The sequence below is a fragment of the Sulfitobacter sp. SK011 genome (assembly GCF_003352065.1).
Classification (GTDB): Bacteria; Pseudomonadota; Alphaproteobacteria; order Rhodobacterales; family Rhodobacteraceae; genus Sulfitobacter.
Genome location: NZ_CP025803.1, coordinates 517274 through 541631, shown reverse-complemented (window position 1 = coordinate 541631; position 24358 = coordinate 517274). Strand labels below are relative to the sequence as shown.

Sequence of the window (24358 nt, the reverse complement as noted above, 5' to 3'; positions counted from 1 at the left end):
ACCGCATCGAACAGGGATCGTAACCGCCGAGGCGCTACGCATCCCCACCCTTCCCATCCCCTTTAAAACACTGTATGCCCCCGCAATCTGAAAGCAGGTGCCCGGACCTCAGCCCCTGTTAAAAGAAGATACCGAGGTCAGGGGCAATTCGGCCCCTATGCAAATGGCCCAAACAGGGCCGAAACAGGAAACGTAGATGTTTAATGTAACGACAAAATCAATCCAGTGGGGCGAAGAAACGCTGACACTGGAAACCGGCAAAGTGGCCCGTCAGGCAGACGGTTCTGTGATTGCCACGCTGGGCGAAACCAGCGTCATGGCGAACGTGACGTTCGCACGTCAGCAAAAGCCCGGACAGGACTTTTTCCCACTGACCGTTCACTACAACGAAAAATATTATGCTGCCGGTAAAATCCCCGGTGGTTTCTTCAAGCGCGAGGCGCGCCCGACTGAAAAAGAGACGCTGACAAGCCGTCTGATTGACCGTCCAATCCGCCCGCTGTTCGTCCCTGGCTTCAAGAACGAAGTTCTGGTGATGTGTACCGTGTTGTCACACGATCTGGTCAATGATCCGGACATGGTTGCGATGATCGCCGCCTCTGCCGCCTTGACCATTTCTGGCGCGCCGTTCATGGGCCCGATTGCGGCATGCCGCGTTGGCTTCTCGGATGGTGAATACATCCTGAACCCTGAAATCGACGACATGCAGGACCTGCGGCTGAACCCTGATCAGCGCCTTGATCTGGTTGTTGCCGGCACCAAAGACGCCGTGATGATGGTCGAATCCGAAGCATATGAGCTGACCGAAGCAGAGATGCTGGGTGCGGTGAAATTCGCGCACGAGCAGATCCAGCCGGTGATCGACCTGATCATTGATCTGGCCGAAGACGCTGCGAAAGAGCCGTTTGATTTCCAGCCCGTTGACTATTCCGACCTGTCGGCCGCTGTCAAAAAAGCTGGCGAAAAAGACATGCGGGCCGCCTTTGCAATTGCTGACAAGCAAGAGCGCACAACAGCCGTTGCTGCCGCGCGCGAGACAATCAAAGCCGCACTGAGCGAAGAACAATTGGCCGACGCCAATCTGGGTTCCGCGATGAAGGGTCTTGAGGCGTCTATCCTGCGCGGTGACGTTGTGAAGACTGGCAAGCGGATTGATGGCCGTAAAACGGATGAAATCCGTGATATCGTGTCCCAGACCGGCATCTTGCCACGGACCCACGGTTCAGCCCTGTTCACACGTGGCGAAACCCAAGGTCTGGTTGTGACCACGCTGGGCACCGGGGATGATGAACAATTCATCGACGCGCTGCATGGCAACTTCAAATCGAACTTCTTGCTGCATTATAACTTCCCTCCCTATTCGGTTGGTGAAGTGGGTCGCGTGGGCCCTCCAGGCCGTCGTGAAATTGGTCACGGCAAGCTGGCATGGCGTGCGTTGCAGGCGGTTCTGCCTGCTTCGACCGATTTCCCGTACACGATCCGCGTTGTATCCGAGATCACTGAATCCAACGGCTCATCTTCGATGGCGTCTGTTTGTGGTGGCTCATTGTCGATGATGGACGCTGGTGTGCCGCTGAAAGCCGCTGTTGCTGGTGTTGCCATGGGTCTGATCCTTGAAGAAGACGGATCATATGCGATCCTGTCCGATATCCTGGGTGACGAAGACCACCTGGGCGATATGGACTTTAAGGTTGCGGGTACAGAAGCCGGGATCACCAGCCTGCAGATGGACATCAAGATCGCGGGCATCACGCCAGAGATTATGGAAAAAGCCTTGGCGCAAGCCAAAGAAGGCCGCATCCATATCCTTGGTGAGATGAACAAAGCGATCTCTGGTGCTGCCGAATTCTCTGAGCACGCGCCACGCATCGAAACCATGCAGATCCCAACCGACAAGATCCGTGAAGTGATCGGATCTGGCGGTAAAGTGATCCGTGAGATCGTCGAAGTGTCCGGTGCCAAGGTCGATATCAATGACGAAGGCATCATCAAGATCGCAAGCCCGAACGGTGAAGCGATCAAGAAAGCCTACGACATGATCCATTCCATCGTCGCAGAGCCAGAAGAAGGCAAAGTGTACACCGGGACGGTTGTTAAGATTGTCGATTTCGGTGCATTCGTGAACTTCTTTGGCAAGCGCGACGGTCTGGTCCATGTGTCACAGATCGAAAACCGCCGCCTGAACCACCCTTCCGATGTTCTGAAAGAAGGTCAGGAAGTGAAAGTCAAACTGCTTGGCTTTGACGATCGCGGCAAGGTGCGCCTGTCGATGAAAGTGGTTGATCAGGAAACTGGCGAAGAAGTGAAAAAAGAGGAAACGGCTGAGGAGTAAGTCCCAAGCCCGACCTTTAAGAGCATAAAAAGAAGGCCCTGATGGAAACATCGGGGCCTTTTTGCGTTGGGATGTGTACCGGGCCTGCGCCGCTTTACGATTTGCGCCGTTTTTTGCGACGGGCTAGGCTGCCGCAAACACGATTTGAGAGAGGGGAATTTTAATGACACATTTCAACCGTCGCACCATTCTCACCACAGGTGCTGCCGCCATTTTGGCTGGCCCTGCGTTTGCCGCGACCGAAGCCTATGAAATTCCCAAGCACCATCAGGCCAAGATTGTAAAGATCAGGGACGGGTTCCGCCCCGGTGAAATCCATGTCGATCCGGGCCAATTCGCACTTTATTGGACGCTGGAAGGCGGCAAGGCCATCCGATACCCGGTCGGCATTGGTAAAGCTGGGCGCTATGCCTCAGGTACGTTCCGGGTCGGTCGCAAAGCCGAATGGCCAAGCTGGACACCGACCAAGAACATGATCCGGCGCGAACCGCACCTTTATGCCAAACACGCAGGCGGCATGGCGGGTGGTGGCAATAACCCGTTGGGCGCACGCGCGCTCTATCTTTATGCCGGCAGCCGCGACACGTACCTGCGCATCCACGGCACACCGCGTCCGCAAAACGTCGGCCTGGCGGTTTCAAACGGGTGTGTGCGGATGATCAATGCGCATGTCATTGACCTTGCCCAGCGGGTGCCGAACGGCGCGCGCGTAGTGCTGCACTAGCGCTGAGAGATCAGAAATATTGGACTCAGGTATAAGGTTTCGATTTTCAGTGGCAGTTCCTGAGGGAATAGACCAATAGTCACAACAGAGATGGTGGATAGAGACATTCGAAATCGGTAAGATCAGTCCCGAAGCCGAGTGTTTCAATACCCTCAGATCCGCTCGCTAGGTGCTTTGTTCAAGGGAGATATCGTCGAATGGCCCGTATGGTTCTTGCAGCTTTGCTCGTATTGACCGCCAGTATCTTGCACGCCGAAACGATCAAATTGGCGGTGACGACATCTTTTAACAATTCCGGTTTGTCTGACGTCTTGCTGCCCGAAATCAAGCGCGACACCGGGATTGATGTGCAGCTTTTGGTCGTCGGTACAGGTCAGGCTCTGCGGGTTGGCGAAGCGGGGGATGTGGATGCAATTCTAGTCCATTCAAAAAAAGCCGAGGAGGCTTTTGTTGAGGCGGCTTTCGGGACACATCGGCGCGAACTCATGTACAATGATTTTGTTTTCATCGGGCGCATGGATGATCCTGCCGCGATTGGAACTGCGCCATCCGCGAACGATGCGCTGCGGCGTATTGCAGCGCTGCAATCGCCATTTGTCAGCCGTGGGGATGACAGCGGCACCCACAAAAAAGAACTGTCGCTCTGGGCTGCGGCAGAGCTTGACCCCACAACATTTGCCGATTGGTATAAGCCCGTCGGGTCCGGCATGGGTGCAAGCCTGAACACCGCGGCGGCTTTGGGTGCCTACATTGTGTCGGATCGGGCAAGTTGGTTGAATTTTGCCAACAAGCGCGACCTTGCATTGCTTTATGCGGGCGATCCGACGCTCTTTAATCAATACGCCTATATTCCGATCAACCCTGCACGACACCCGCATGTGAATGCCGATGCCGCCCGCCGGCTGGAACAATGGTTGGTCGCAGATCATGCGCGAGAATTGATAAACGGGTACCAATTGAACAATCAGCAGCTCTTCACATTCAACGCCAAGCCAGAGTAGCTGCACCAGATTTAGTCTATGACCGGCCGCGAATTGACGCTAACAAACGCTATGAAATCGCTGATTATTCATATGTCATCAAGCATTGCGCGCCGCGGAAATGCGCATCGATTGTTGTCAGCGTTGCCCGACGCACGATTGGTTGAAGCGGTTGATGGCCGCGATCCGGTGCAAGTGGAAGGTGTGCAGATCATGCCCGGCACCCATCTTGATCCCGCCTACCCTTTTACCCTTGGCCCCGGCGAGGTTGGATGTTTTCTGAGCCACCGTAAATGCTGGCAGATGATCGCAGATGACAAGGCACCCTTTGCCCTGATTGCTGAGGATGATTTAAGTATTGATCCGGTTATTTGGCCCGATGTCCTGAAATTGATTGAACGACACGCCGCCGAGGACAGCTTTATCCGCATTCCTGCAAAGAACCGTGAAACAGCTGCATCAGCGATTGAAACACAGGGGAGTGCGTCCCTCTTTGTACCGCGTGTCATCGGGCTTCAGACGGTTTGTCAGGTTGTCGGGCGGGGTGCCGCGCAGCGTTTGCTGGCGGCGTCCGAAACGCTGGACCGATCGGTCGACACCTTTCTGCAAATGCATTGGGCAACAGGTCAGACCATCCGTACAATCCTGCCAAATGGTGTGCGTGAACTCACCGCAGAGACCGGCGGATCAACCATCCAAAAGAAAACCCGCACCAGTGCCAAACTGATGCGGGAAATCAGACGCGCGCTCTATCGCGCAAAGGTCAGACAGAGACCTCAAAGAGCGTAAACTTATTTTGGCGCTGCTGTGGTCCTCAGGTAGGGCAGCACTGTCTTGAACTCACCGAATTTTGCCTTGGCGTCCTCATTCGACACGGATGGGGGAATAATTACATCCTCACCCACATTCCAGTTCGCCGGTGTCGCGACACCTTTGCCAATTGACATCTGCAAGCCGTCAAGCGCGCGCAGCACCTCGGCAAAGTTGCGGCCCACCGTCATTGGATAGGTCATGCTAAGCTTTAGCTGTTTGTCTGGTCCGATGATGAATACAGACCGTACCGTGGCACTGTCTGCGGGTGTGCGGCCATCGGGCAGATAGGCTTCTGCCGGCAACATGTCGAATGCCTTTGACACCTCAAGCCCCGTGTCAGCAATGATCGGAAAACCCGCCTTGGCTCCTGCGACTTTCTCAATATCCGCTTTCCATTTTTTGTGGTCCTCAACACCGTCCACGGAAACACCAATCACCTTTGTTCCGCGCTTGGCCCATTCGTCGGCCAATTGGGCAACAGCGCCAAATTCGGTGGTGCAAACGGGGGTAAAATCTTTGGGGTGCGAGAAAAGTATCGCCCAGCTGTCGCCGACGAAATCATGCAGCGAAATAGAGCCTTGGTCCGTTTCGACAGTGAGATCAGGAATGGTGTCGTTGATGCGCAAGCCCATGATGTCCTCCAGGGTATGATTCAGAATATTGTCCCTATGATGTAGTATTTATTCGCCGCACTTGCATCCCCTCTCTTGCGGCCACATCTGCCCAGTGACAATGTTACGCAGATTTAACCGAGGCAATCGCCCCGGTCGCGCAAGTGAATAAAGGAGTACTTCAATGCTCGAAAAACGTGATTTCTATATCAACGGCCAATGGGTAGCCCCCGCAGAACCAAACGACTACGCCGTGATCGACCCATCGACCGAAGAACAATGTGCGGTCATTTCCCTTGGCGGTCAGGCCGATACCGATGCCGCCGTTGCTGCGGCACGCGCGGCATTTGACAGCTGGTCACAGACTTCAAAAGAGGAACGCACCAAACTCATTAAAAAACTGGCCAAGATTTATGATGCCCGCCAGGAAGAGATGGCGCAGGCGATGTCCATGGAAATGGGTGCCCCGATTGATCTGAGCCGCAACCAGCAGGTCGGCGCAGGGAGCTGGCATATTGATGGTTTCCTGAACGCGTTCAAAGACTTCTCATTTGATCGGGATTTCACTGCAACTGAAAAGACGTTGCTTGAGCCGATCGGTGTTTGTGCCCTGATCACGCCTTGGAACTGGCCGATGAACCAGATTATTCTCAAGGCGATCCCTGCGATGGCAACAGGGTGTACCGTCGTTCTGAAGCCATCCGAAATTGCCCCCTTGTCGGGTCTTCTGTTTGCAGAATTTGTGCACGAAGCCGGCTTTCCCCCCGGCGTGTTCAATCTGGTGAACGGCGATGGCCCCGGCGTGGGCAGCCAGTTGTCTGTGCATCCCGAGGTCGACATGGTCAGCTTTACCGGCTCGACCCGTGCCGGTATTGCAATTTCCAAAGCAGCGGCGGATACCCTCAAGCGCGTTTCGCTTGAGCTCGGCGGCAAAGGTGCCAACATCATCTTTGAAGATGCGCACCCCAAAGCGGCGAAATCCGGCGCAATCCGCTGTTTCCGCAACTCTGGTCAGTCGTGCAACGCCCCGACTCGGATGCTTGTGCACAAATCGCGGTACGATGAAGCCGTTGAAATGGCGGCTGATGTCGCCAAGAACACCCATGTCGGTCCCGCATCAGAAGAGGGCCAGCACATTGGTCCGGTGGTTTCAGAAGCGCAATACAACAAGATCCAGGGTTTGATCGAAGTGGGTATGTCCGAGGCGCGTCTGGTCGCTGGTGGTCTGGGCCGTCCGGATGGGTTGAACCGTGGCTATTACGTCAAGCCAACGGTCTTTGCTGATGTGAACAACCAGATGACCATCGCGCGCGAAGAGGTGTTTGGCCCGGTGTTGTCAATCATCCCGTTTGAGACCGAAGAAGAGGCTATCGCGATTGCCAATGACACGCCCTACGGCCTGACCAACTACATCCAAACCGAAGACACCGAAAAACGTCGCCGTGTGGCGCGTCGGGTGCGGTCGGGCATGGTGGAAACCAATGGATCGGGCTTTGCCCAAGGCTCGCCATTTGGGGGCTATAAGCAATCGGGAAATGGCCGCGAGGGCGGCGTTTACGGACTTGAGGAATTCCTCGAAGTCAAAGCGGTATCTGGCTGGGCAGCGGAATAACCAACCTCAGAGAAGCGATGCAATAGGGGCTGCCTTTTGGCGGCCCCTTTTGTCCATGAGGTCAAGCGAATGGGGTCAAGGTTCAACCGCTCCTAGCCCGCTTTGCGCACCCATTCTTCCCAAATGAACGGATATTCCCAAACACATTCGTGGGTTTTGGAAAGACCGTTGCGAATTTCATCGCGTTGGCCAATCTGAGCCTCCGAATACCGATGAAATTGTACGGTCAACCTGTCAATCTGTTCAATATGTCCTGTCTCGATCATTGCGGGCAGCAGATCATATTCGCCCCCTTCAATATTCATTTTGACCACGGCAATCCGGCGTAGACCAAGTTCCTTGAACACGTCTTCGACCGGGCGGATGTCACCACTGACCGTTGGTCCTGAGGTGACCAATGCCGATGATGCATTTTCATCATCTGACAGATCAAGTTTTCCAGCTTCGGCACCCATGGCATATCCGTGAACTTGCACATCATCCCTGCCGGCAAACCGGTTCTGCATGTGCGTGATGAACCTTGGATGCGGCTCGAATACATGGACCGTAACACCATAAAGGTCGGTCATTCTTTGCGCCCAGTCCCCGTGATAACCGCCCACATCCAAAACCACATCGCCCGGCTTAAGGTCTGAATACCGCTCGGGCGTGCCCCGACCATGTGCTGCCCGAAATGACGCCATCTGGGGTATCATGGCGCGAAATTCGGGATCGCTGATGCGTTTCCACACTTTGTGCAGTTCGCTTCTGACACTCATGGTGGGTTACCGTTTCATCTGGCGAAGATTGTCATCTATATCCTACAAGGTGTTGAGCAAACTCAAAAGGCACCCTTTCAGATGATCTATACCCGATTGCACGGCTTTCTTGGTAATCAGATGTTTCAATATGCCGCCGCGGCTGATCTTGCCGCCCGATTGGATGTGCCGGTTGCCCTCGATCCACGTCGCGCGATGGCCAAGGGGCAAGGGAACCTGACGTCGGTGTTTGATCTGCCCGTGGTCACACCTGACCATCTGCCGCCAGACCAGGACAAACATCCGCTGGCCTATATGGCCTGGCGGTTTCTGGGCCGCAAACCGTACCTTCGCAGGGAGAAATCCTTGGCCTATGATCCGGCGATCACGGGTTGGGAAGATGAGAGTTACCTTCATGGATACTGGCAAAGTGACAAATACTTTGCATCCATCGAAGAGCACCTGCGCAAGGTGTTTGTCATGATCCCGCCCATGTCACCCGAAAATGCCGCAATGGCGGATCAGATAAAAGCGGGGCCGTCGGTCGCGCTACATGTGCGTCGCGGCGATTATGTTGCGCTGGGGGCGAGTGCTGTGTGTGATCAGGCCTATTATACAGCGGCGCTGAGGGCAGTCACCGATGGGTTGCCAAAAGACCCCAAAGTGTTTGTCTTTTCCGACGATCCGACATGGGCACGCAATAATCTGGATGTGCCGTTTGAAAAGGTCGTGGTCGATCTGAATGGGCGCGAAACAGCACATGAGGACATGCGGCTCATGTCCCTTTGTCACCATAACGTGATTGCCAATTCGACGTTCTCGTGGTGGTCCGCCTGGTTGAACAGTAACGCAAAAAAACGCGTTGCAGCGCCCGCGCGGTGGTTCGCCAATGACCATCAGCGCAACCCGGATATCCTCCCCAGCGACTGGATCGCCATCGCCAGTTAGAAGGGGGCTTTGGCACGTACCTTTGTCGAATGGCCGCCTTGCGGGTGGTTAAAGCGCAATTCCTCTGAGTGTAGCATCAGGCGCGGGAAATCCCGTGCCGGGCCCGTCGCGTAAAACGGATCACCCAAAATCGGATGCCCCAGCGCCAGCATATGCACGCGCAGTTGATGGCTGCGGCCCGTTTTGGGCGTAAGCCGCACGCGTGCTGTATCACCCTGGTCTTTTAGCACCCGCCATTCTGTTTGTGCGGATTTTCCGGTTTCATGGCACACCATTTGCAATGGCCGGTTTGGCCAATCCACTATCAACGGCAGATCAATCACCCCCGTTTTTTCAACAGGCACACCCCAGACGCGTGCAACGTAGGTTTTGCGTGTCATTCGTTTTTCAAACTGCAGACCGAGGTGTCGCTGGGCGTAGGGTGTCAGTGCGAAAATCATGACACCAGAGGTATCGCGGTCCAGTCGGTGCACCAGCAGTGCGTCCGGAAACACCGCCTGAATGCGGGTCAGAAGGCAGTCTGCCAAATGTGGTCCTTTTCCCGGCACGCTGAGCAATCCGGCGGGCTTATCGACCAACAACACTTCGGCGTCTTCGTGCAGCACCACCAGCGGCCCGTCAGGGGGGTTATATTCAGTTTCCATGCTGCCCTGTCTCACCCGGTTTTGTGCCGCATCTGGTGTAGCATTGAAGTCGAATAGATCACCAGCGCGGCCCAGATCATGGGAAAGGCAATCATTCGCGCGGGGCCGAAAGGTTCGTCAAAAACAAAAACTGCAATGAGAAAGATCATTGTGGGCGCGATATACTGAAGAATGCCCATGGTCGACAGCCTGAGCAGTTTCGCGCCGTTGGCATAGATCATCAGCGGGATTGCCGTCACCGCCCCGCAGCCAATCAACAGCCAGGTATCCAGCGCGCCGCCCGTTAGAAAATGGGACTGTCCTGTGCTCACCAGATATCCAAAAACTGCAAGTGCGGGCAGCATCAGGATTAAGACCTCCAACAGAAACCCCTGATTGGGGCCGATGGGCAGCTTCTTTTTGGCAAGCGCGTAAAGGCCCCATGACAACATCAAACCCAGCGCAACCCAAGGCATGCGTCCGGCATCAAGGGTCAGAACCAGCACCGCACCAGCAGCCAAAGCAATCGCCGCCAACTGCGCCCGCGACAAACGTTCACCAAGCAGAACCGCGCCGAGAAAGATGCTGAAGAGCGGGTTAATGTAATACCCCAATGCAGCGTCCAACGCATGGCCTGAGGAAATTGCCCAGACATAGATACCCCAATTGACTGAGATGAGTGCCGCCGTCACGCAGCCCATCACCAACATGCGCGGGGATCTAAGGGCATCGCGCAAATCGGACGTCCGGCGCAAGGCTATCAGAACGATCGCCGCGATTGGCAGGGACCAGATTATCCTGTGCGCCACAACTTCAGCCGCGGACATATGAGACAACAGTTTCATATAGAGCGGCAAAAAACCCCAAAAGACATAGGCCCCCACAGCAAATGCCAGGCCCTGCGGCGTATCCTCATTAGCGTTTTTGGTCAGGCTGTAAGGGTTGCGCATTCGGTGTCCTCCACCTCAAGGCAGGTAACGCGATACGCACTCCGCTGCCAGTGCTAAACCTTCACACGCTCAGACGTGGGATCATACATTGGTTTAAGGGATACTTCTGCTCTGACCCGTGTTCCGGCCACGTCGATTTCATATGCTGATGCCAGAACATCACCGGCAGTTTGATCCTTGCAAGGGACGTACCCCAATCCAATTGCCGCACCCAAATGGTGGCCATATGATCCAGAAGACAAGAAACCAACGATCTGATTGTCCCGGATGATCGGCTCATTGTGATAAAGCAATGGTTCAGGATCGGTCAGACGGAATTGCAACAGACGGGCATTCAACCCCTCTTCTTTTTTGCGCAGGACTGCGTCGCGCCCGATGAAGTCAGGCTTGTCAGTTTTCACAGCAAACCCAAGACCCGCCTCAAGAACGTGATCCTCTGACGTGATGTCATGACCAAAATGCCGGAAACCTTTTTCGATCCGTGCAGAATCCATCATATGCATGCCGCACAATTTAAGCCCCATATCCTGCCCCGCTGCGTGCAGTGTTTCAAAGGCATGTGCAGCCATGTCAGCACTGACATAAATTTCCCAGCCAAGCTCGCCGACATAGGTGACGCGGTGGACACGAGCGAGCCCCATCCCCAACTCGATCTCCTGCGCCGTACCAAACGGGTTTATGTCGTTCGAGAAGTCATTCGGTGACACCGCCTGCAACAACTTACGGGCATTCGGGCCCATGACGGCCAACACACCTTCGCCCGCTGTGACATCGGTGATGACGACGTTAAAATCATCCACATGCCGGCGCATCCATGTTTCATCCGCCAGACGGGTCGCGGCCGGTGTTACCACCAGATACGCCGTTTCAGAGAGGCGCGTCACCGTCACATCCGCCTCGATCCCGCCGCGATGGTTCAGGAATTGAGTATAGACGATCTTGCCCACCGGCACATCGTATTGCCCACCCCCCACACGGTTCAAAAATGCAGTTGCATCGCGCCCTTCCACACGGATTTTGCCGAAAGATGACATGTCGTACATCCCGACATTCGTGCGGATCGCGGCCAGCTCTTGGGCCACATTGTCAAAGAAATTTTGCCGCTTCCACGAGTATTCGTACTCGGGTTTTTGCCCATCTCTCGCATACCAATTGGCACGCTCCCATCCGGCCAGTTCGCCCATGACCGCGCCTTGATCTAGCAGGTGTTGATGAAACGGCGTGCGCCGCACACCGCGTGCAGAGGCCTTTTGCCGGTAGGGATAGTGATCAGCATAGAGCAATCCCAGCGTTTCTTTGGAGCGCTCAAACAGATAGGTCTTGTTGCCCTGAAAGGGTTGCATGCGGCCAATGTCGACATCGCCCAGATCAAATGGCTTTGCGCCATCCTCCATCCATTGCGCCAGTGCCATGCCTGCGCCGCCCGCCGATTGAATGCCGATGGAATTGAACCCGGCGGCGACCCAAACATTGTCCATATCGGGGGCCTGACCCAGATGGTAAGCATCATCGGGCGTAAAGGATTCCGGCCCGTTGAAAAAGGTGTGAATGCCTGCGTCTGCCAGCATTGGCATGCGTGTAACAGCCGATTCCAAAATGGGTTCAAAGTGATCAAAATCTTCGGGCAGTTGATCAAATTCAAAGTCTGCGGGGATGCCGTTCATCGCCCATGGTTTTGCATTCGGTTCAAACGCCCCAAGCAACATCTTGCCAGCGTCTTCTTTGTAATACGCACATTCGTCAGGCACGCGCAGGACAGGCAATTGGGTCAGGCCTGGGATCGCCTCGGTCACGATATAGAAGTGTTCGCAGGCATGCAGTGGCACGTTCACGCCCAGCATGCGGCCCACCTCGTGGCCCCACATGCCACCACAGTTCACAACCATGTCGCAAGTGATGTGACCCGTCTCGTCGCCCTGTTCCCAAGTGACGCCAGTGATCCTGCGGCCCTCGCGGGTGACCCCGGATGCGCGGGTACGCTCGATCACCTTGGCACCGCGCTGCCGCGCGCCTTTGGCCAGTGCCAGCGCGATGTTGGCCGGGTCTCCCTGCCCGTCCTTTTCAAGAAACACAGCCCCTGTAACCCCGTCAATATTCAGGTGTTCGTATTTCGCTTTGACCTCTGCGGGGCTGATTTCTTCTACGGCTACACCAAAGGCGCGCGCCATCGCCGCCTGGCGGTAAATCTCTTCCTTGCGCTCCTCGGTCAGCGCCACAGTGATGGACCCACAGCGTTTGAACCCGGTCGCCACGCCTGTTTCTTGCTCAAGGTTGCCGTAGAGTTCTTGGCTATACTTGGCCAGTTTGGTCATATTGGCCGTCGCCCGCAATTGAGCGATCAGTCCTGCCGCATGCCATGTGGTGCCTGACGTCAGTTGCTTGCGTTCCAGCAACACAACGTCTTTCCACCCCAATTTCGTCAGGTGATACGCAACCGAGCAGCCAATAACGCCGCCGCCAATGATAACCACGCGTGCGTGTGAGGGAACGTCAGCCATTGTCAGGCTCCTTATACAATATCATGCCCAGCCGCGCGCAGGCGGCTGGCGATTTCAGCGATATGGGCAGGGCTTACTTCGCAGCATCCCCCGATGATGGTGGCCCCCTGATCGACCCATGCCATCGCGTGATCGGCATAAGCAGCCGGCGTCATATCCTGCCGTTCGGTCAGCGCGTCCACGGTTGGTTTGTCCTTGAGGAAATCATCCGTGATCTGCTCAAAAGCATTGGCATAGGCACCGTACGGGAGGTCGCCCTGAGCAAGGACATTCAGTGCTGCCGGGATCGCCTCTGGTGCAGAGCAGTTTATCAAGATTGCCGCAGCCCCTGCATTCGCTGCCTCAAGAACCGAAACAAGCGGTTCGCCAGAGCGCAGCAATGTGCCGTCCTTGTCATTGACGGTCAGCGACAGCCACACTGGTTTGCCAGCCGCTCCCGTTCCCTTGAGCACGCTGACCGCATGATCATACGACGCAACTGTTTCACAAATGAGCAGATCACATTCAGGCGCAAGCAGGCCCGCCACTTCTGCATAAAGCAGGGCACCAACCTCAGGCTCCGGATGCAGATCAGGGCGATAGGATGCGCGCAACGGCCCAATTGAGCCGGCAACGCGCCGCGCGCCACTGCCCCGTGCCTCATTCAGGGCCAATGCATAAAGGGCCTCAAATTCGTTTTCAAACGTCGTGCCCGCCAGACGGTCGCGGTGCAGGGCATAGGTGTTGGTGGTGATGATCGTGGCCCCCGCAGCGGCAAAGTCCCGGTGCACTTCTGCCACCATGCCGGGATGGTCGATCATCACTTGCGTGGACCACAAGGGTGTTGGGCGATCCCCCGCCCGATGGACCAGTTCCTGGCCCAGTCCACCATCCAGCAGCGTGATTTCTGTCATTGTCATTCCTCCGCCGCAGGGATTTTATCGTTTTCCTGCGGCGTTTTGATTGAAGCGAAGCAGTTAAGCGCGCAACCGCTCGTTATCCGGATCCCACAGCGGCTGATCCGGTTGCACCGTGGCATTGTACATCTTGCCGAAGATATTGATGGTCAGTTCGGTCCCCGGCACCGCCAGATCGGTGCGGATCATGCCCAGCGCCACCGATTTTCCAATACGGTAGCCCCAATCGCCCGAAGTCGTCTCACCGACAACTTCACCGTTGTGCAGCACCGTGGACATATAGGGCGCATCCTGATCCCCGGCGTCGACGACCATGGTCACAAAGCGCTTTTTGCTGCCCTGCTGTTTTTCGTTCAGCAATGCCTGCTTGCCGGGAAAATCTTGTGGTTTGTCAAGTTTGACAAAGCGGTCCAACCCGCCTTCGAGCAAGGTGTAATCTGTGGACAAATCGCCCTTCCATGCGCGGTACCCTTTTTCGATGCGCAGCGAATTCAGCGCCCACATGCCAAACGGCACGGCACCTGCGCCCGTCACAGCATCATAAAGCGCGGGAATGTCTGCGTTCGCGGCATGGATTTCCCAGCCAAGTTCGCCCGCAAAGCTGACCCGCGCCAACGCGCATTTGATACCCGCAACTTCAGCCATCTGATGCGACAACCATGTGGCAGAGAGGTCGGCCTTGGTCGCCAAAGCCTCAAACAGGTCACGTGATTTTGGACCGGTCACAATCAATGTGCTGTATTCGGTTGTGCGATCGGTCAGGTCCAATCCGGCATCCAAGGCAGGGCGCAGCACGTCGTAGTCATGCCATTGCGCTGTGGCGGCTGTAATCAGGGTAAAATGATCCTCCGCATGGCGCAGCACGGACATTTCGGTCAGGATACGCCCGCGATCATCCGCGAAATAGGCAAGGTTCATACGGCCCACTTTGGGTAGGCCGCCAGTGATCCGGCCCCGCAACCACTCGGCGGCACCATCGCCTGTGAGGTTGAACCGCGAAAAGCCCGGCAGATCCAACACACCGACGCCGTCGCGGACCGCTTCGCATTCTTCTTTGATGCGCGCCGCCCACGGGCCGTTTCGATCCCAGGTTTGAGTGGCCTCTTCGGAGGTGTCGTCGCCATTCTTGGCAAACCAGTTGGCGCGTTCCCAACCGTTATAGGCACCCATCACGCCCCCCGCCGCGATCACCTTGTCATGCACAGGTGATAGTTTCTTGTCGCGGCCCGCTGGCCAAGCGTGGTGCGGAAAATGCATTGCATATTCGTGGCCATACACTTCCACAGCTTTTTGGTTGCAATAATCCTGATCGGTGTAATCGGTGTAACGGCGCGGATCGACGGCCCACATGTCCCATTCCGTTTGCCCTTCGATGACCCATTCGGCCAACACCTTGCCTGCGCCACCCCCTTGGGTGATGCCAAAGGTGAACACGCAGGCCTCATAGGCGTTTCGCACACCGGGCATCGGGCCCACCAGCGGCAGCCCATCAGGGGCATAGGGGATCGGGCCGTTGATGACCCGTCCTACACCGGAGGTGCCCAGGATCGGCACACGCGCCATGGCGTCCTCGATATACCATTCGAGCCGCTCAAGATCATCGGGATAGAGCTGGAAACTGAAATCCTCTGGCATCGGATCATCAGGTGTCATCCAATGGCCCTTGCAGTTGCGTTCATAGGGACCCAGGTTCAGCCCGTATTTGTCCTGGCGCAGATAATACGAGCTATCTACGTCGCGCAGCAGGGGTACCTTGTGACCCTGTGCCAGCGTCCATTCCTTGAGCTCTGGAATCTCTTCAGTCAGGAAATACTGATGCGACATGGTAGCCATTGGCACGGTGCGCCCGCCATAGGGTTTGAACCATTCACCGACACGTTGGGCATAGTATCCCGCCGCATTGACGACCTTTTCACACCGAATGTCACCCTTGTCCGTGTGCACAATCCATTCATCACCATCGCGGCTGACACCGGTTGCCGGACAGAACCGTTCGATGCGGGCACCCATGTCGCGCGCCCCTTTTGCAAGCGCTTGGGTCAGTTGCGCGGGATCAATATCACCATCGTCGGGATCATAAAGACCGCCCGCCAGATCATGGGTTTCGATGAACGGGTATTTCGCCTTGATCGCGTCCAAATCCATCATCTCAAGGTTCAGGCCCTGATAGTTGCCCATGGAACAGGCGCGCTCAAATTCAGCCATGCGTTCTTTGCCATGGGCCAGTCGGACAGACCCGGTGACGTGATAGTTCATCGGGTAATCGACTTCTTCAGCCAGCCGTGAGTAAAGCTCCAGCGAGTACCGCTGCATGTTCATCACAGCCCAAGACGTTGAAAAGCTTGGGCAATTGCCCGCAGCATGCCATGTTGACCCAGCCGTAAGTTCGTTCTTCTCAAGCAAGACACAATCCGTCCAACCGGCCTTGGCAAGATGGTAAAGCGATGAAACGCCGACAACGCCCCCGCCGATGATGACCACGCGGGCCGTGGTTGGGAAATCACTCATCTTCTTGCTCCTCCTGCCGAACGTTGTCGGTAATGTCGTAATAGTCGCCTTTGTCTTCGGTAAAAATGTGCCGCTCAAGGTGCAGACCTGTCGGCCCGTCCAGCGCGCCCAGGGCGATGCCGGTATCGTCGTCGGCAGCACCCTTCCAGAACAGGAAGCTGCCGCATGTTGGGCAAAATCCGCGTTTGGCGCTGGGGCTGGCGGCGTACCATTTCGGCGTTCCGGTTATGGTCAGGTCGGCGTCCATGACCTGAACGGCGGCCCAATAATGACCCGATTGCTTTCGGCATTGGGTGCAATGGCAGGCCGCTGGATCGCGGGCGGCACCACGTGCTGTAAACTTAATCGCGCCGCACAGGCAGCTTCCGTTTAACACATCAAACCCTTTCCGGCGTAGAGGCCACACCAAGAAGCACGCCATAAATAACAAAGCACACGGCCATGATCCGGCGGACCCAAACGTTGAACACCGCACCCAACGCAGCACGTCCAATGCCTGCGCCAAGCGCGGTAAATCCAGTATAGCTGAGGGCCGTCAGCGTGAGGGCGGTGGGCATGATCACCAACATCTGACCCCAGATTGGCGCGTCGGGTTGCACAAATTGCGAAAACGCCGCGAGGTAGCCTGCAACGCTCTTGGGGTTGATCGTCGCGATGGCAAAGGCCCGCACATAGACCGAGGATGCCGGGCGCGCATCCACTTTTACCGGTGTCTTTGCCATGATCCAGCCCCGAACGCCCAGGTAGACAAGAAAAGCCGCCCCGACGAATTTTGCGATCATAAAGCCCGTAGGTGATGTTGCGATCAGCGCGGTGACCCCTGCCGCAGAGAGCACAAGAAACAGCGTCGCCTGAGTCAGTATAGCCAACACGCCGATCATTGACCGGCGAAATCCAATGGTCATGCCATTGGTGATGCAATTCACCGCATTGGGCCCAGGCGTGGTGACGAACACCAACCAGAACAGCGCGAATATGATCCAGGCGTCAAACGTCATATCAGTACACCGGCGGCGCAATGACCCAGATGGCCACCGCAGGTTCGTCGGATTGATTGGCCCAGCGAAACGGTTCGCCGCGCACCCGAAAGCTGTCGCCGGGATTTAGGTGATGGCTTTTCCCGTTGATCTCAATCTGAAGGGTCCCTGAAACGAGATACCCAACCTCTTGGGTTGGCCTTATGACGGTATCCTTGATCTTGCTGTGCGGTAGAAAGGTGGAATGCACCATCTCAAAATCATCGGTAAGATCAGGGGACAGCAATTCTTCTACCAGCCCGGCAATCGATGATCCGATGGGCCGCCGGGCATCCTTGCGTACGACAAACCCGGCCTCATGCGCGGGCGCTGCGGCGTGGCGAAAAAGCATAGAGACAGAGACATCCAGACAGGCTGCGATTTCGCGCAGATCAGTGATAGAGGGTTCCGACATATCCCGCTCTACCTGACTGAGCCAGCCAACAGAGCGGCCCAGCACATCTGCCATTTCCAACAATTTCAGCCCCCGCGCCTTGCGCAGGGCGCGCAGGTCAGCACCCAGTGTATGTGGCGTATCAGGCAGATCGTGGCGCATGGGAATCCGTGAAATTTTAGGTCAGAATTTCACGATGGCCTAGTCGCATGAAAAAATCCAGCATTATTTCATGAAAGCGGATCAACCGATGCAAAGACGTTCGACAGAATTCCTGACAAGGCATCTGCATCCTCTTGGGTGAACGCATCATGTTGATCGCTGTCGATATCAAATACCGCCAAAAGCCTATCCGTTTTGTCAAAGACAGGTATGACAAGCTCTGACCGGGTTGAACTGGCGCAGGCGATATGACCGTCAAAAGCATCAACATCCGGCACCAACTGAACCTCACGGGTCCGGGCCGCCGCCCCGCAGACACCACGCGAGAACGGAATGACCAAACATCCATGGCCACCCTGGTATGGGCCGATCTTTAACAACTCTGGCCCGGTGACCCGGTAGAACCCCGTCCAGTCAAAGCGGTCGTCGGCATGGTGCACTTCGCAGGCAACCGTTGCCATAAGGGCGATGGGATCATCTTCGCCTGACGTCAGTGATGCGATTGATTGGGACAGGCTAGGATAGTCAGCACGCATGGATATCAGACCCGTTCAATCGCAATCGCAGTGCCCTCACCGCCACCGATACAGATGGCTGCAACACCACGTTTCAGCCCGCGCTTTTCCAAGGCGTTCAAAAGAGTAACCATGATCCGCGCGCCGGATGCTCCAATGGGATGGCCCAGCGCGCAGGCACCCCCGTTTACGTTGACGATGTCATGGCTCAGCCCCATTTCATGCATGAAAGCAAGCGGCACAACGGCAAAGGCCTCGTTCACTTCCCAAAGGTCGACCTCTTCTTTGGTCCACCCAATGCGTTGCAACAGTTTTTGCGCTGCAGGCACGGGTGCGGTTGTAAACAACCCCGGTGCCTGAGCATGGCTGGCATGGCCGACAATACGCGCCCGCACCGTGAGGTTTTGCGCCTGCGCTGCGTCCTCGGACGCCAGAACAAGCGCGGCTGCACCGTCAGAAATGGATGATGAATTTGCGGCTGTGACTGTACCTCCATCGCGAAACGCTGGCTTGAGCTGAGGGATTTTTTCAGGTTTGGCACTTGCAGGCTGTTCATCTGCAGCGATCTCATGGTTTCCCCTGCGGTCCTTGACCGTGACCATCGTGATCTCGTCCGCAAAAGCCCCGGATGCCTGTGCCTCAAGCGCGCGGGACAGAGACGCCAGTGCATAATCGTCCTGCACTTTACGGGTAAATTGATAGGTTTCTGCGCAGTCTTCGGCAAAGGTGCCCATCAGGCGGCCTTTGTCATAGGCGTCCTCAAGACCGTCCAGAAACATGTGATCCACCACTGCACTATGGCCAAGCCGCGCACCGTTCCGCATTTTGGGCAGCATATAGGGCGCATTCGTCATGCTTTCCATGCCGCCAGCCACCATCACATCGGTCTGGCCAAGTGCGATCTGATCAAAGGCGATCATTGCGGCCTTCATACCAGAACCACACATCTTGTTCAGGGTCGTCGCAGGCACGTCTTCACCCAGACCAGCCGCAAATCCGGCTTGTCTTGCAGGGGCTTGGCCCTGTCCCGCAGGCAGGACGCAACCCATCAGCACTTCTTGCACCACCGCGGCACCGGCACCATCAAGTGCTGCTTTGATCGCCTTGCCGCCCAGTTCGCCGGCTGTCAGCATCTGAAACGCGCCCTGAAATCCGCCCATTGGCGTTCTTGCCGCACCGGCAATTACTACATTTCTCATCATGGTCTCCTGGTCTGGTCACACTCATAACTTGGTAAGCAATCGCTGCTATCCAATTGAGCGGATGTAAAGCTCAAAGGTATGTCTATGGAAATCTCTGCAAGGAATGAAGGGTGTTTGTGCGTCGTGAGTGTGCAGGAAGCGCGTATTGATGCGGCGGTTGCGCTTGCGTTCAAAGAAGCGATGCGCAAGGCAACCGATGGCGGACAATCTGACGTGGTGTTGGACCTGCAGCAGGTTGAGTTCATTGATTCCAGCGGCCTTGGCGCAATTGTCGCCACGATGAAGTTTCTAGCGCCCCAACGTGCATTGATCCTCGCGGGGCTGACAGCGGGCGTCGAAAAAGTATTCAAACTCACCCGGATGGATTCCGTTTTCAGTGTTTATACAACTTTGGACCAGGCATTGATGGCTCAAAGTGACTGATCCGGCGCTATTCCCTTATGTGCAGGACGAAGGTGAAATATGTTCCTTGCAGCCTTTTGATGTCTGTGTCGATAGCGGCAACTTGGCCGTGCGCGATGCCTTGGGTCAGGTCCTTGCGGGATTGAAAGCGCTGTCGCTGGATATCGAAGAGACAGCAATCGTCGAGCTGGTCCTTGCCGAAGCCCTGAACAACATTGTCGAACACGCATACCCCGCATCGCTTCCGCAGGGGCCTATCAATATTCGATGTCGCCACCGGGCCAACGGCCTTCATTTTACGATCAATGACCAAGGCAATTCGATGCCAGATGGACAGATGCCCCTTGGTTTGCCCCAGAACATCGAAGTGGATCCCATCGATCTGCCCGAGGGCGGATACGGCTGGTTTTTGATCAAAGATCTGGCAAAGGACATTCAGTATCATCGCGTTGGTCAGAAAAACCAGTTGGATTTACGGATCGCGGTGGCAATCCCACGCTTCAAGTAGTCGCTGAATATTGTTCACCAGCTGTCTCAAAGAACGGCAGAGAGGCGCATCTTTTGGCTCGTCATCGCCCCTGCCACGCCGCAATTAGGCCCAGAACATTCCTGAAATTGCCGCGTTTGCATCACATTTGCGCCATGGTCACAGCGCATAAAGAATTCATAGCTGATTATGGCTTCCCTCGGCGTTGCGTTTAATAGCCCCCACCCAGTGCGCGACGTCGAGGATCTTATCCCTTACATTGTTGGCAGTATGACAAACCCGAGCTAGGTTCGCTTTTTGAACGTAATTGGTAAGGGGCAGACATGCGTGATTTTCATCTTCCGGGGCGATCCTCGGTGTTCGCAACCAACGGCATGTGCGCCACTTCACACCCACTCGCTGCCAAGACGGCAATCGACATCCTTGAACGAGGGGGGAACGCGATGGATGCAGCCATTGCTGGCGGGGTTTTGTTGGGCATCTGCGAACCCCAGATGACCGGGATCGGAGGGGATTGTTTTGCACTCTACACACTTCCCGGCAGAGATGAGGTTCACGCGCTCAACGGGTCGGGGCGCGCACCTGCCGGGCTTGATGCAGCAATGCTGCGCGAACAGGGTGAGACAACCGTGCCTTTGCAGTCCGCCCATGCGGTCACAATACCAACCGCCATTGACGCTTTCTGTCATCTCTCTGGGACCGTTGGGAAGATAGGGTTGGATGCAATACTGCAACCGGCCATCCATTATGCAGAAACCGGTGTCCCTGTGGCAGCGCGCGTCGCGATGGATTGGGCCAACGACGCCGGCACCTTACAAGGCAAAGCGCAAGACTACTTTTTGAGCAACGGAAAACCGCCCTTGGTCGGTGACATGTTCAAGGCCCTCGGTCAGGCCGAGGTGCTGCGCCGGATCGCAAAGAATGGGCGCGATGCTTTTTATACGGGCGAGGTTGCTGAGGATATGATTACCGCACTGCAGGCCATGGGTGGCACCCATACCAGTGCCGATTTCGCAGCCGCCGCATGTGACGCGGCAACGCCTGTCGCGGGCACGTACAAGGACATCGAAGTGGTCGAACATCCGCCAAACGGTCAGGGTGCCACAGCGCTGTTGCTGCTTAACATCCTTGCTGAATTTGATTTGGCCGGGATGGACCCATTGGGGGCGGAGCGGGTACATATTGAAGCGGAGGCCACAAAACTGGCCTATGATGCTCGCAACAGGTACCTGGCTGATCCGGATTTTACAACACGGTTGGATCATATGCTGGCCCCTGAAACTGCGCGTAAATTGGCCAGACTGATCGACCCGCGCAAAGCGATGAAGGCCGCGGCACCGCTGAGCGAGGCGGTTCACAAAGACACCATTTACATCACCGTCGTGGATCGGGACGGCATGGCCGTGTCGTTGATTTATTCAATCTTTCACGGCTTCGGGTCTGGTATTGCATCTGACAAATTCGGAATATTGCTGCAAAATCGGGGGGCCGGGTTCACGTTGGAGGCAGGCCACCCGAATGAGTTGAAGGGCGGAAAACGCCCGATGCATACCATTATTCCAGGGATGATCAAAAAAGACGGCAAGGTCATCATCCCCTTTGGCGTGATGGGCGGTTCGTATCAGTCCTGTGGCCATGCGCGATTTGCTTCGAACCTCGTTGATTTCGACATGGATTTGCAAACCGCAATCGACGCGCCGCGGGCATTTGCCGATGCTGGCGCGCTCAAGGTTGAACGGGGTTTTGGCAAAGATGTGCATGCCAAACTATCCGATATGGGCCATGACGTTGTTATTCCTGACACCCCAATCGGCGGGGCGCAGGCGATCAGAATACGCGATGACGGTGTTCTGGAAGGGGCAAGTGACCCGCGCAAGGACGGCTGCGCGTTGGGTTACTGACAGATCAGTTCAACTGAAAATGCAGCGGATACGCGCCATCGGTAAAAGGTCCGAACAGATCGGGGATGTCCGGGTGATCCACCGGTTCGCCTGAATAGTCCGCAACCAGGTTCTGTTCGGACACATAGGCGACGTAATAGCTTTGATCGTTTTCGGCCAACAGATGATAATATGGCTGATCTTTGATGGGACGATTGTCTTCCGGGATCGCTTCGTACCATTCATCGGTATTTGCAAATTCAGGGTCCACGTCAAAGATCACCCCGCGAAAGGGGTGTTTTTTGTGCCTAACAACCTGGCCCAGATGATATTTTGCGCGCGTTCGTAGCATAACATTACTGCCCCTATCTTTCGTTAGTAGTCGTTTCAAGGGCCTTTTGTCCAATCACGCTGCGGCAATTCGCGGAAACAAACTGTTGATACTCGCAATGATAGAATTCGGCACCCAAACCGCAGTAATTTGCTGGCAGGGAATAGGTTTAGCTTCATCAGACGTCGTTCTGACGGGCGGGTAAAATCCCTCACACAACTGGCACTCATGATGCTGGATCATACCATATTTTTGCGCCATTGACGAAAACTCAGATGGATCCGGCCCGCAGTAACAACGCTTTTGTCGGCAACTGTTGCGGCAGGGGCGCGGGCACGGTGCTGACGACCTTGCATTAGAAAAAGTGATGTGACGCCGACGCATTTTCGGTTAAGATAGGCGAAAATAAGAAACGACAAAAAAGCGAGAGGCAGATGAGCAAAACTCTTCGCGCATTGATTATTGTGTTGCTGGTGGCATCCTGCGGTGGTGGACAGACGTCTGCACCCCGTGGATTGGATGATGCCTGCACAATTCTTCAACAGCGCCCCGAATATTACAGAGCATTCCGTGCGGCAGAACGCAGATGGGGTGTGCCGGTGCATGTGCAGATGGCCACCATCCATCAGGAAAGCAAATTTGTGGCGGACGCCCGCACACCTTTCAAATATGTGCTGGGCGTCATTCCGATGGGTCGCCAATCCAGCGCGTTTGGCTATAGTCAGGCGCTTGATGCCACATGGGATGAGTACCGAAATGCCCAGGGGCGACGCTCGGCCAAGCGGGACCGGATCAAGGATGCCACCGATTTTATGGGCTGGTACATGAATCAAAGCCGGGACCGAAACGGGATCGCATTGTCAGACGCGCGCAACCAATACCTAGCTTATCATGAGGGTCACACTGGGTTTTCGCGGCAAAGCTACAACAGCAAGGCTTGGTTGGTTGCGGTCGCAGGCAAAGTCGATGCACGCGCGCAGATGTACCAAGGTCAGATCGCTGGCTGCCGGTTGCGTGGCTAATATAAAAGCCCCGGCAGAAACTGCCGGGGCTTTTGTCGTTATCGGTTAATTGTAGCGCGGCTGATGTCGAATTTGCTGTTCGGGATGTTGCCGCCCTTTTTCAGATTGCCAAGAATTACAGTTGTCTGGCCGCCATTCCCATCGTTGATGATCCATTGGCGCAACTCGACAGGGTTGGCCGTGAACTTGAGCTGAATATTCCCATATTCAGGATGTTCCGGATCCTGCGCCGTCACAGTTGTTGCTGTTCCATCATAACTATGTCCGGTGACCATTTTTGCCCGGCCCAGATCAACCTGTTTTGCCAGAATAATGGACAATGGGGTTCGGGACAGCGGATAGGTTTCGGGCGGCTGGTTCGACTTTTTGTCATAGATCACAACCGTATTGCTGCCTGCGACCACCAGGGCAGTTTCCGGCGGGTTATACTCGAACCGGACTTTGCCGGGGCGTTTGATCAGGATCGTGCCTGTGCTGATCGACCCATCATCATTGATCTGGGTGAATTCGCCCTGGGCTGTTTGCAGCTTGTTCAAATAGCCGGACAAATCGTTCAACGGCAGCTTTTGCGCCATCGCAGCAAAGGGTGTCAGTACGGCCAGCCCCAATGTGAGGGCGATAGAGGTGATAAAACGCATAACTTTTGTTCCTGTGTTTAGGTCTTGTCCAACCACATAGGTCCTTTGCAGCTGATATGCGATATCAAGGCGCGGCT

At 55.7% G+C, this 24358-nt stretch carries 24 protein-coding genes; 10 read left to right on the top strand and 14 right to left on the bottom strand.

Annotated elements, in window-relative coordinates:
* The first annotated feature begins 196 nt into the window (after window positions 1-196).
* From pnp to C1J02_RS02575, 4 genes are all read left to right on the top strand, one after another.
* Complete coding sequence (pnp, locus tag C1J02_RS02590) at window positions 197-2332, top strand: polyribonucleotide nucleotidyltransferase (protein ID WP_114877015.1); 2136 nt, start codon at window positions 197-199, stop codon at window positions 2330-2332.
* 163 nt (window positions 2333-2495) lie between these two features.
* On the top strand, window positions 2496-3056 hold the full coding sequence (locus tag C1J02_RS02585; RefSeq protein WP_114877014.1) for a L,D-transpeptidase: 561 nt from the start codon (window positions 2496-2498) through the stop codon (window positions 3054-3056).
* A 197-nt stretch (window positions 3057-3253) separates the two neighbouring features.
* Window positions 3254-4057: a substrate-binding domain-containing protein gene (locus tag C1J02_RS02580; RefSeq protein ID WP_114877013.1), complete on the top strand. Its 804-nt coding sequence runs from the start codon at window positions 3254-3256 to the stop codon at window positions 4055-4057.
* An 18-nt stretch (window positions 4058-4075) separates the two neighbouring features.
* Entirely contained in the window at window positions 4076-4825 is a 750-nt protein-coding gene (locus tag C1J02_RS02575; protein WP_368073762.1) for a glycosyltransferase family 25 protein, read from the top strand.
* A 2-nt stretch (window positions 4826-4827) separates the two neighbouring features.
* On the opposite strand, the gene C1J02_RS02570 is transcribed toward C1J02_RS02575, so the two are convergent.
* Window positions 4828-5481 (bottom strand): peroxiredoxin, encoded by a 654-nt coding sequence (locus tag C1J02_RS02570; protein WP_114877011.1) that lies wholly within the window; start codon window positions 5479-5481, stop codon window positions 4828-4830.
* 163 nt (window positions 5482-5644) lie between these two features.
* Here C1J02_RS02570 and C1J02_RS02565 point away from each other — a divergent pair, with 163 nt between their 5' ends.
* Window positions 5645-7072: an aldehyde dehydrogenase family protein gene (locus tag C1J02_RS02565; protein ID WP_114877010.1), complete on the top strand. Its 1428-nt coding sequence runs from the start codon at window positions 5645-5647 to the stop codon at window positions 7070-7072.
* A gap of 92 nt (window positions 7073-7164) precedes the next feature.
* Here the strand turns inward: C1J02_RS02565 and C1J02_RS02560 are convergent, their stop codons facing one another.
* The gene (locus tag C1J02_RS02560) at window positions 7165-7830 is read right to left on the bottom strand and encodes an FkbM family methyltransferase (RefSeq protein ID WP_114877009.1); all 666 of its coding nucleotides are present in this window, start codon (window positions 7828-7830) and stop codon (window positions 7165-7167) included.
* Window positions 7831-7911: 81 nt separating this feature from the next.
* On the opposite strand from C1J02_RS02560, the gene C1J02_RS02555 reads away from it, so the two are divergent.
* Window positions 7912-8757 carry an alpha-1,2-fucosyltransferase gene (locus C1J02_RS02555; RefSeq protein WP_114880330.1) on the top strand — a complete coding sequence of 282 codons (846 nt, stop codon included), beginning with the start codon at window positions 7912-7914 and terminating at the stop codon, window positions 8755-8757.
* Here the strand turns inward: C1J02_RS02555 and C1J02_RS02550 are convergent.
* The 10 genes from C1J02_RS02550 to C1J02_RS02505 form a co-directional block, all read right to left on the bottom strand.
* Entirely contained in the window at window positions 8754-9401 is a 648-nt protein-coding gene (locus C1J02_RS02550) for a pseudouridine synthase (RefSeq protein WP_114877008.1), read from the bottom strand. The genes C1J02_RS02555 and C1J02_RS02550 overlap by 4 nt on opposite strands.
* A gap of 11 nt (window positions 9402-9412) precedes the next feature.
* Window positions 9413-10330, bottom strand: a complete 918-nt coding sequence (gene rarD / locus C1J02_RS02545; RefSeq protein ID WP_114877007.1) for an EamA family transporter RarD — start codon at window positions 10328-10330, stop codon at window positions 9413-9415.
* Window positions 10331-10383: 53 nt separating this feature from the next.
* Window positions 10384-12828: an FAD-dependent oxidoreductase gene (locus C1J02_RS02540; protein WP_114877006.1), complete on the bottom strand. Its 2445-nt coding sequence runs from the start codon at window positions 12826-12828 to the stop codon at window positions 10384-10386.
* An 11-nt stretch (window positions 12829-12839) separates the two neighbouring features.
* Window positions 12840-13721 (bottom strand): homocysteine S-methyltransferase family protein, encoded by an 882-nt coding sequence (locus tag C1J02_RS02535; RefSeq protein WP_114877005.1) that lies wholly within the window; start codon window positions 13719-13721, stop codon window positions 12840-12842.
* Window positions 13722-13784: 63 nt separating this feature from the next.
* The gene (locus C1J02_RS02530; protein ID WP_114877004.1) at window positions 13785-16232 is read right to left on the bottom strand and encodes an FAD-dependent oxidoreductase; all 2448 of its coding nucleotides are present in this window, start codon (window positions 16230-16232) and stop codon (window positions 13785-13787) included.
* Window positions 16225-16608, bottom strand: coding sequence for a GFA family protein (locus tag C1J02_RS02525; protein WP_254693186.1), 384 nt, complete (start codon window positions 16606-16608; stop codon window positions 16225-16227). The genes C1J02_RS02530 and C1J02_RS02525 overlap by 8 nt, the downstream gene beginning before the upstream one ends.
* Window position 16609: 1 nt before the next feature.
* Window positions 16610-17230: a LysE family translocator gene (locus tag C1J02_RS02520; RefSeq protein ID WP_114877002.1), complete on the bottom strand. Its 621-nt coding sequence runs from the start codon at window positions 17228-17230 to the stop codon at window positions 16610-16612.
* 1 nt (window position 17231) lies between these two features.
* Entirely contained in the window at window positions 17232-17804 is a 573-nt protein-coding gene (locus C1J02_RS02515) for a helix-turn-helix domain-containing protein (RefSeq protein WP_114877001.1), read from the bottom strand.
* Between the two features lie 68 nt (window positions 17805-17872).
* Window positions 17873-18340, bottom strand: a complete 468-nt coding sequence (locus tag C1J02_RS02510; RefSeq protein ID WP_114877000.1) for a GAF domain-containing protein — start codon at window positions 18338-18340, stop codon at window positions 17873-17875.
* Window positions 18341-18345: 5 nt separating this feature from the next.
* The gene (locus C1J02_RS02505) at window positions 18346-19518 is read right to left on the bottom strand and encodes an acetyl-CoA C-acyltransferase (protein WP_114880329.1); all 1173 of its coding nucleotides are present in this window, start codon (window positions 19516-19518) and stop codon (window positions 18346-18348) included.
* Between the two features lie 87 nt (window positions 19519-19605).
* On the opposite strand from C1J02_RS02505, the gene C1J02_RS02500 reads away from it, so the two are divergent.
* The 3 genes from C1J02_RS02500 to ggt all read left to right on the top strand — a co-directional run bounded on the left by C1J02_RS02500 (window position 19606) and on the right by ggt (window position 22311).
* Entirely contained in the window at window positions 19606-19944 is a 339-nt protein-coding gene (locus C1J02_RS02500) for an STAS domain-containing protein (protein ID WP_114876999.1), read from the top strand.
* Window positions 19937-20431: an ATP-binding protein gene (locus C1J02_RS02495; protein WP_254693185.1), complete on the top strand. Its 495-nt coding sequence runs from the start codon at window positions 19937-19939 to the stop codon at window positions 20429-20431. The genes C1J02_RS02500 and C1J02_RS02495 overlap by 8 nt, the downstream gene beginning before the upstream one ends.
* Before the next feature lie 302 nt (window positions 20432-20733).
* On the top strand, window positions 20734-22311 hold the full coding sequence (gene ggt, locus C1J02_RS02490; RefSeq protein WP_114876998.1) for a gamma-glutamyltransferase: 1578 nt from the start codon (window positions 20734-20736) through the stop codon (window positions 22309-22311).
* Between the two features lie 4 nt (window positions 22312-22315).
* Here ggt and hspQ read toward each other — a convergent pair whose 3' ends face one another.
* Window positions 22316-22642, bottom strand: coding sequence for a heat shock protein HspQ (gene hspQ / locus C1J02_RS02485; RefSeq protein WP_114876997.1), 327 nt, complete (start codon window positions 22640-22642; stop codon window positions 22316-22318).
* Window positions 22643-23055: 413 nt separating this feature from the next.
* Between hspQ and C1J02_RS02480 the strand changes: the two genes are divergently transcribed.
* Window positions 23056-23643 carry a lytic transglycosylase gene (locus C1J02_RS02480; RefSeq protein ID WP_114876996.1) on the top strand — a complete coding sequence of 196 codons (588 nt, stop codon included), beginning with the start codon at window positions 23056-23058 and terminating at the stop codon, window positions 23641-23643.
* Window positions 23644-23681: 38 nt separating this feature from the next.
* Here the strand turns inward: C1J02_RS02480 and C1J02_RS02475 are convergent, their stop codons facing one another.
* On the bottom strand, window positions 23682-24281 hold the full coding sequence (locus C1J02_RS02475) for an outer membrane lipoprotein carrier protein LolA (RefSeq protein WP_114880327.1): 600 nt from the start codon (window positions 24279-24281) through the stop codon (window positions 23682-23684).
* Between the last annotated feature and the right edge of the window lie 77 nt (window positions 24282-24358).

Bases quoted from the DNA above. Each gene is read 5' to 3' on its own strand.
- C1J02_RS02475 (WP_114880327.1), bottom strand. From the start codon at position 24,281: ATGCGTTTTATCACCTCTATCGCCCTCACATTGGGGCTGGCCGTACTG.
- hspQ (WP_114876997.1), bottom strand. From the start codon at position 22,642: ATGCTACGAACGCGCGCAAAATATCATCTGGGCCAGGTTGTTAGGCAC.
- C1J02_RS02575 (WP_368073762.1), top strand. From the start codon at position 4,076: ATGACCGGCCGCGAATTGACGCTAACAAACGCTATGAAATCGCTGATT.
- C1J02_RS02585 (WP_114877014.1), top strand. From the start codon at position 2,496: ATGACACATTTCAACCGTCGCACCATTCTCACCACAGGTGCTGCCGCC.
- C1J02_RS02480 (WP_114876996.1), top strand. From the start codon at position 23,056: ATGAGCAAAACTCTTCGCGCATTGATTATTGTGTTGCTGGTGGCATCC.
- C1J02_RS02580 (WP_114877013.1), top strand. From the start codon at position 3,254: ATGGCCCGTATGGTTCTTGCAGCTTTGCTCGTATTGACCGCCAGTATC.
- C1J02_RS02500 (WP_114876999.1), top strand. From the start codon at position 19,606: ATGGAAATCTCTGCAAGGAATGAAGGGTGTTTGTGCGTCGTGAGTGTG.
- ggt (WP_114876998.1), top strand. From the start codon at position 20,734: ATGCGTGATTTTCATCTTCCGGGGCGATCCTCGGTGTTCGCAACCAAC.
- C1J02_RS02510 (WP_114877000.1), bottom strand. From the start codon at position 18,340: ATGCGTGCTGACTATCCTAGCCTGTCCCAATCAATCGCATCACTGACG.
- C1J02_RS02570 (WP_114877011.1), bottom strand. From the start codon at position 5,481: ATGGGCTTGCGCATCAACGACACCATTCCTGATCTCACTGTCGAAACG.
- C1J02_RS02535 (WP_114877005.1), bottom strand. From the start codon at position 13,721: ATGACAGAAATCACGCTGCTGGATGGTGGACTGGGCCAGGAACTGGTC.
- C1J02_RS02560 (WP_114877009.1), bottom strand. From the start codon at position 7,830: ATGAGTGTCAGAAGCGAACTGCACAAAGTGTGGAAACGCATCAGCGAT.
- C1J02_RS02555 (WP_114880330.1), top strand. From the start codon at position 7,912: ATGATCTATACCCGATTGCACGGCTTTCTTGGTAATCAGATGTTTCAA.
- C1J02_RS02550 (WP_114877008.1), bottom strand. From the start codon at position 9,401: ATGGAAACTGAATATAACCCCCCTGACGGGCCGCTGGTGGTGCTGCAC.
- rarD (WP_114877007.1), bottom strand. From the start codon at position 10,330: ATGCGCAACCCTTACAGCCTGACCAAAAACGCTAATGAGGATACGCCG.
- C1J02_RS02520 (WP_114877002.1), bottom strand. From the start codon at position 17,230: ATGACGTTTGACGCCTGGATCATATTCGCGCTGTTCTGGTTGGTGTTC.
- pnp (WP_114877015.1), top strand. From the start codon at position 197: ATGTTTAATGTAACGACAAAATCAATCCAGTGGGGCGAAGAAACGCTG.
- C1J02_RS02530 (WP_114877004.1), bottom strand. From the start codon at position 16,232: ATGAGTGATTTCCCAACCACGGCCCGCGTGGTCATCATCGGCGGGGGC.
- C1J02_RS02515 (WP_114877001.1), bottom strand. From the start codon at position 17,804: ATGCGCCACGATCTGCCTGATACGCCACATACACTGGGTGCTGACCTG.
- C1J02_RS02540 (WP_114877006.1), bottom strand. From the start codon at position 12,828: ATGGCTGACGTTCCCTCACACGCACGCGTGGTTATCATTGGCGGCGGC.
- C1J02_RS02505 (WP_114880329.1), bottom strand. From the start codon at position 19,518: ATGAGAAATGTAGTAATTGCCGGTGCGGCAAGAACGCCAATGGGCGGA.
- C1J02_RS02565 (WP_114877010.1), top strand. From the start codon at position 5,645: ATGCTCGAAAAACGTGATTTCTATATCAACGGCCAATGGGTAGCCCCC.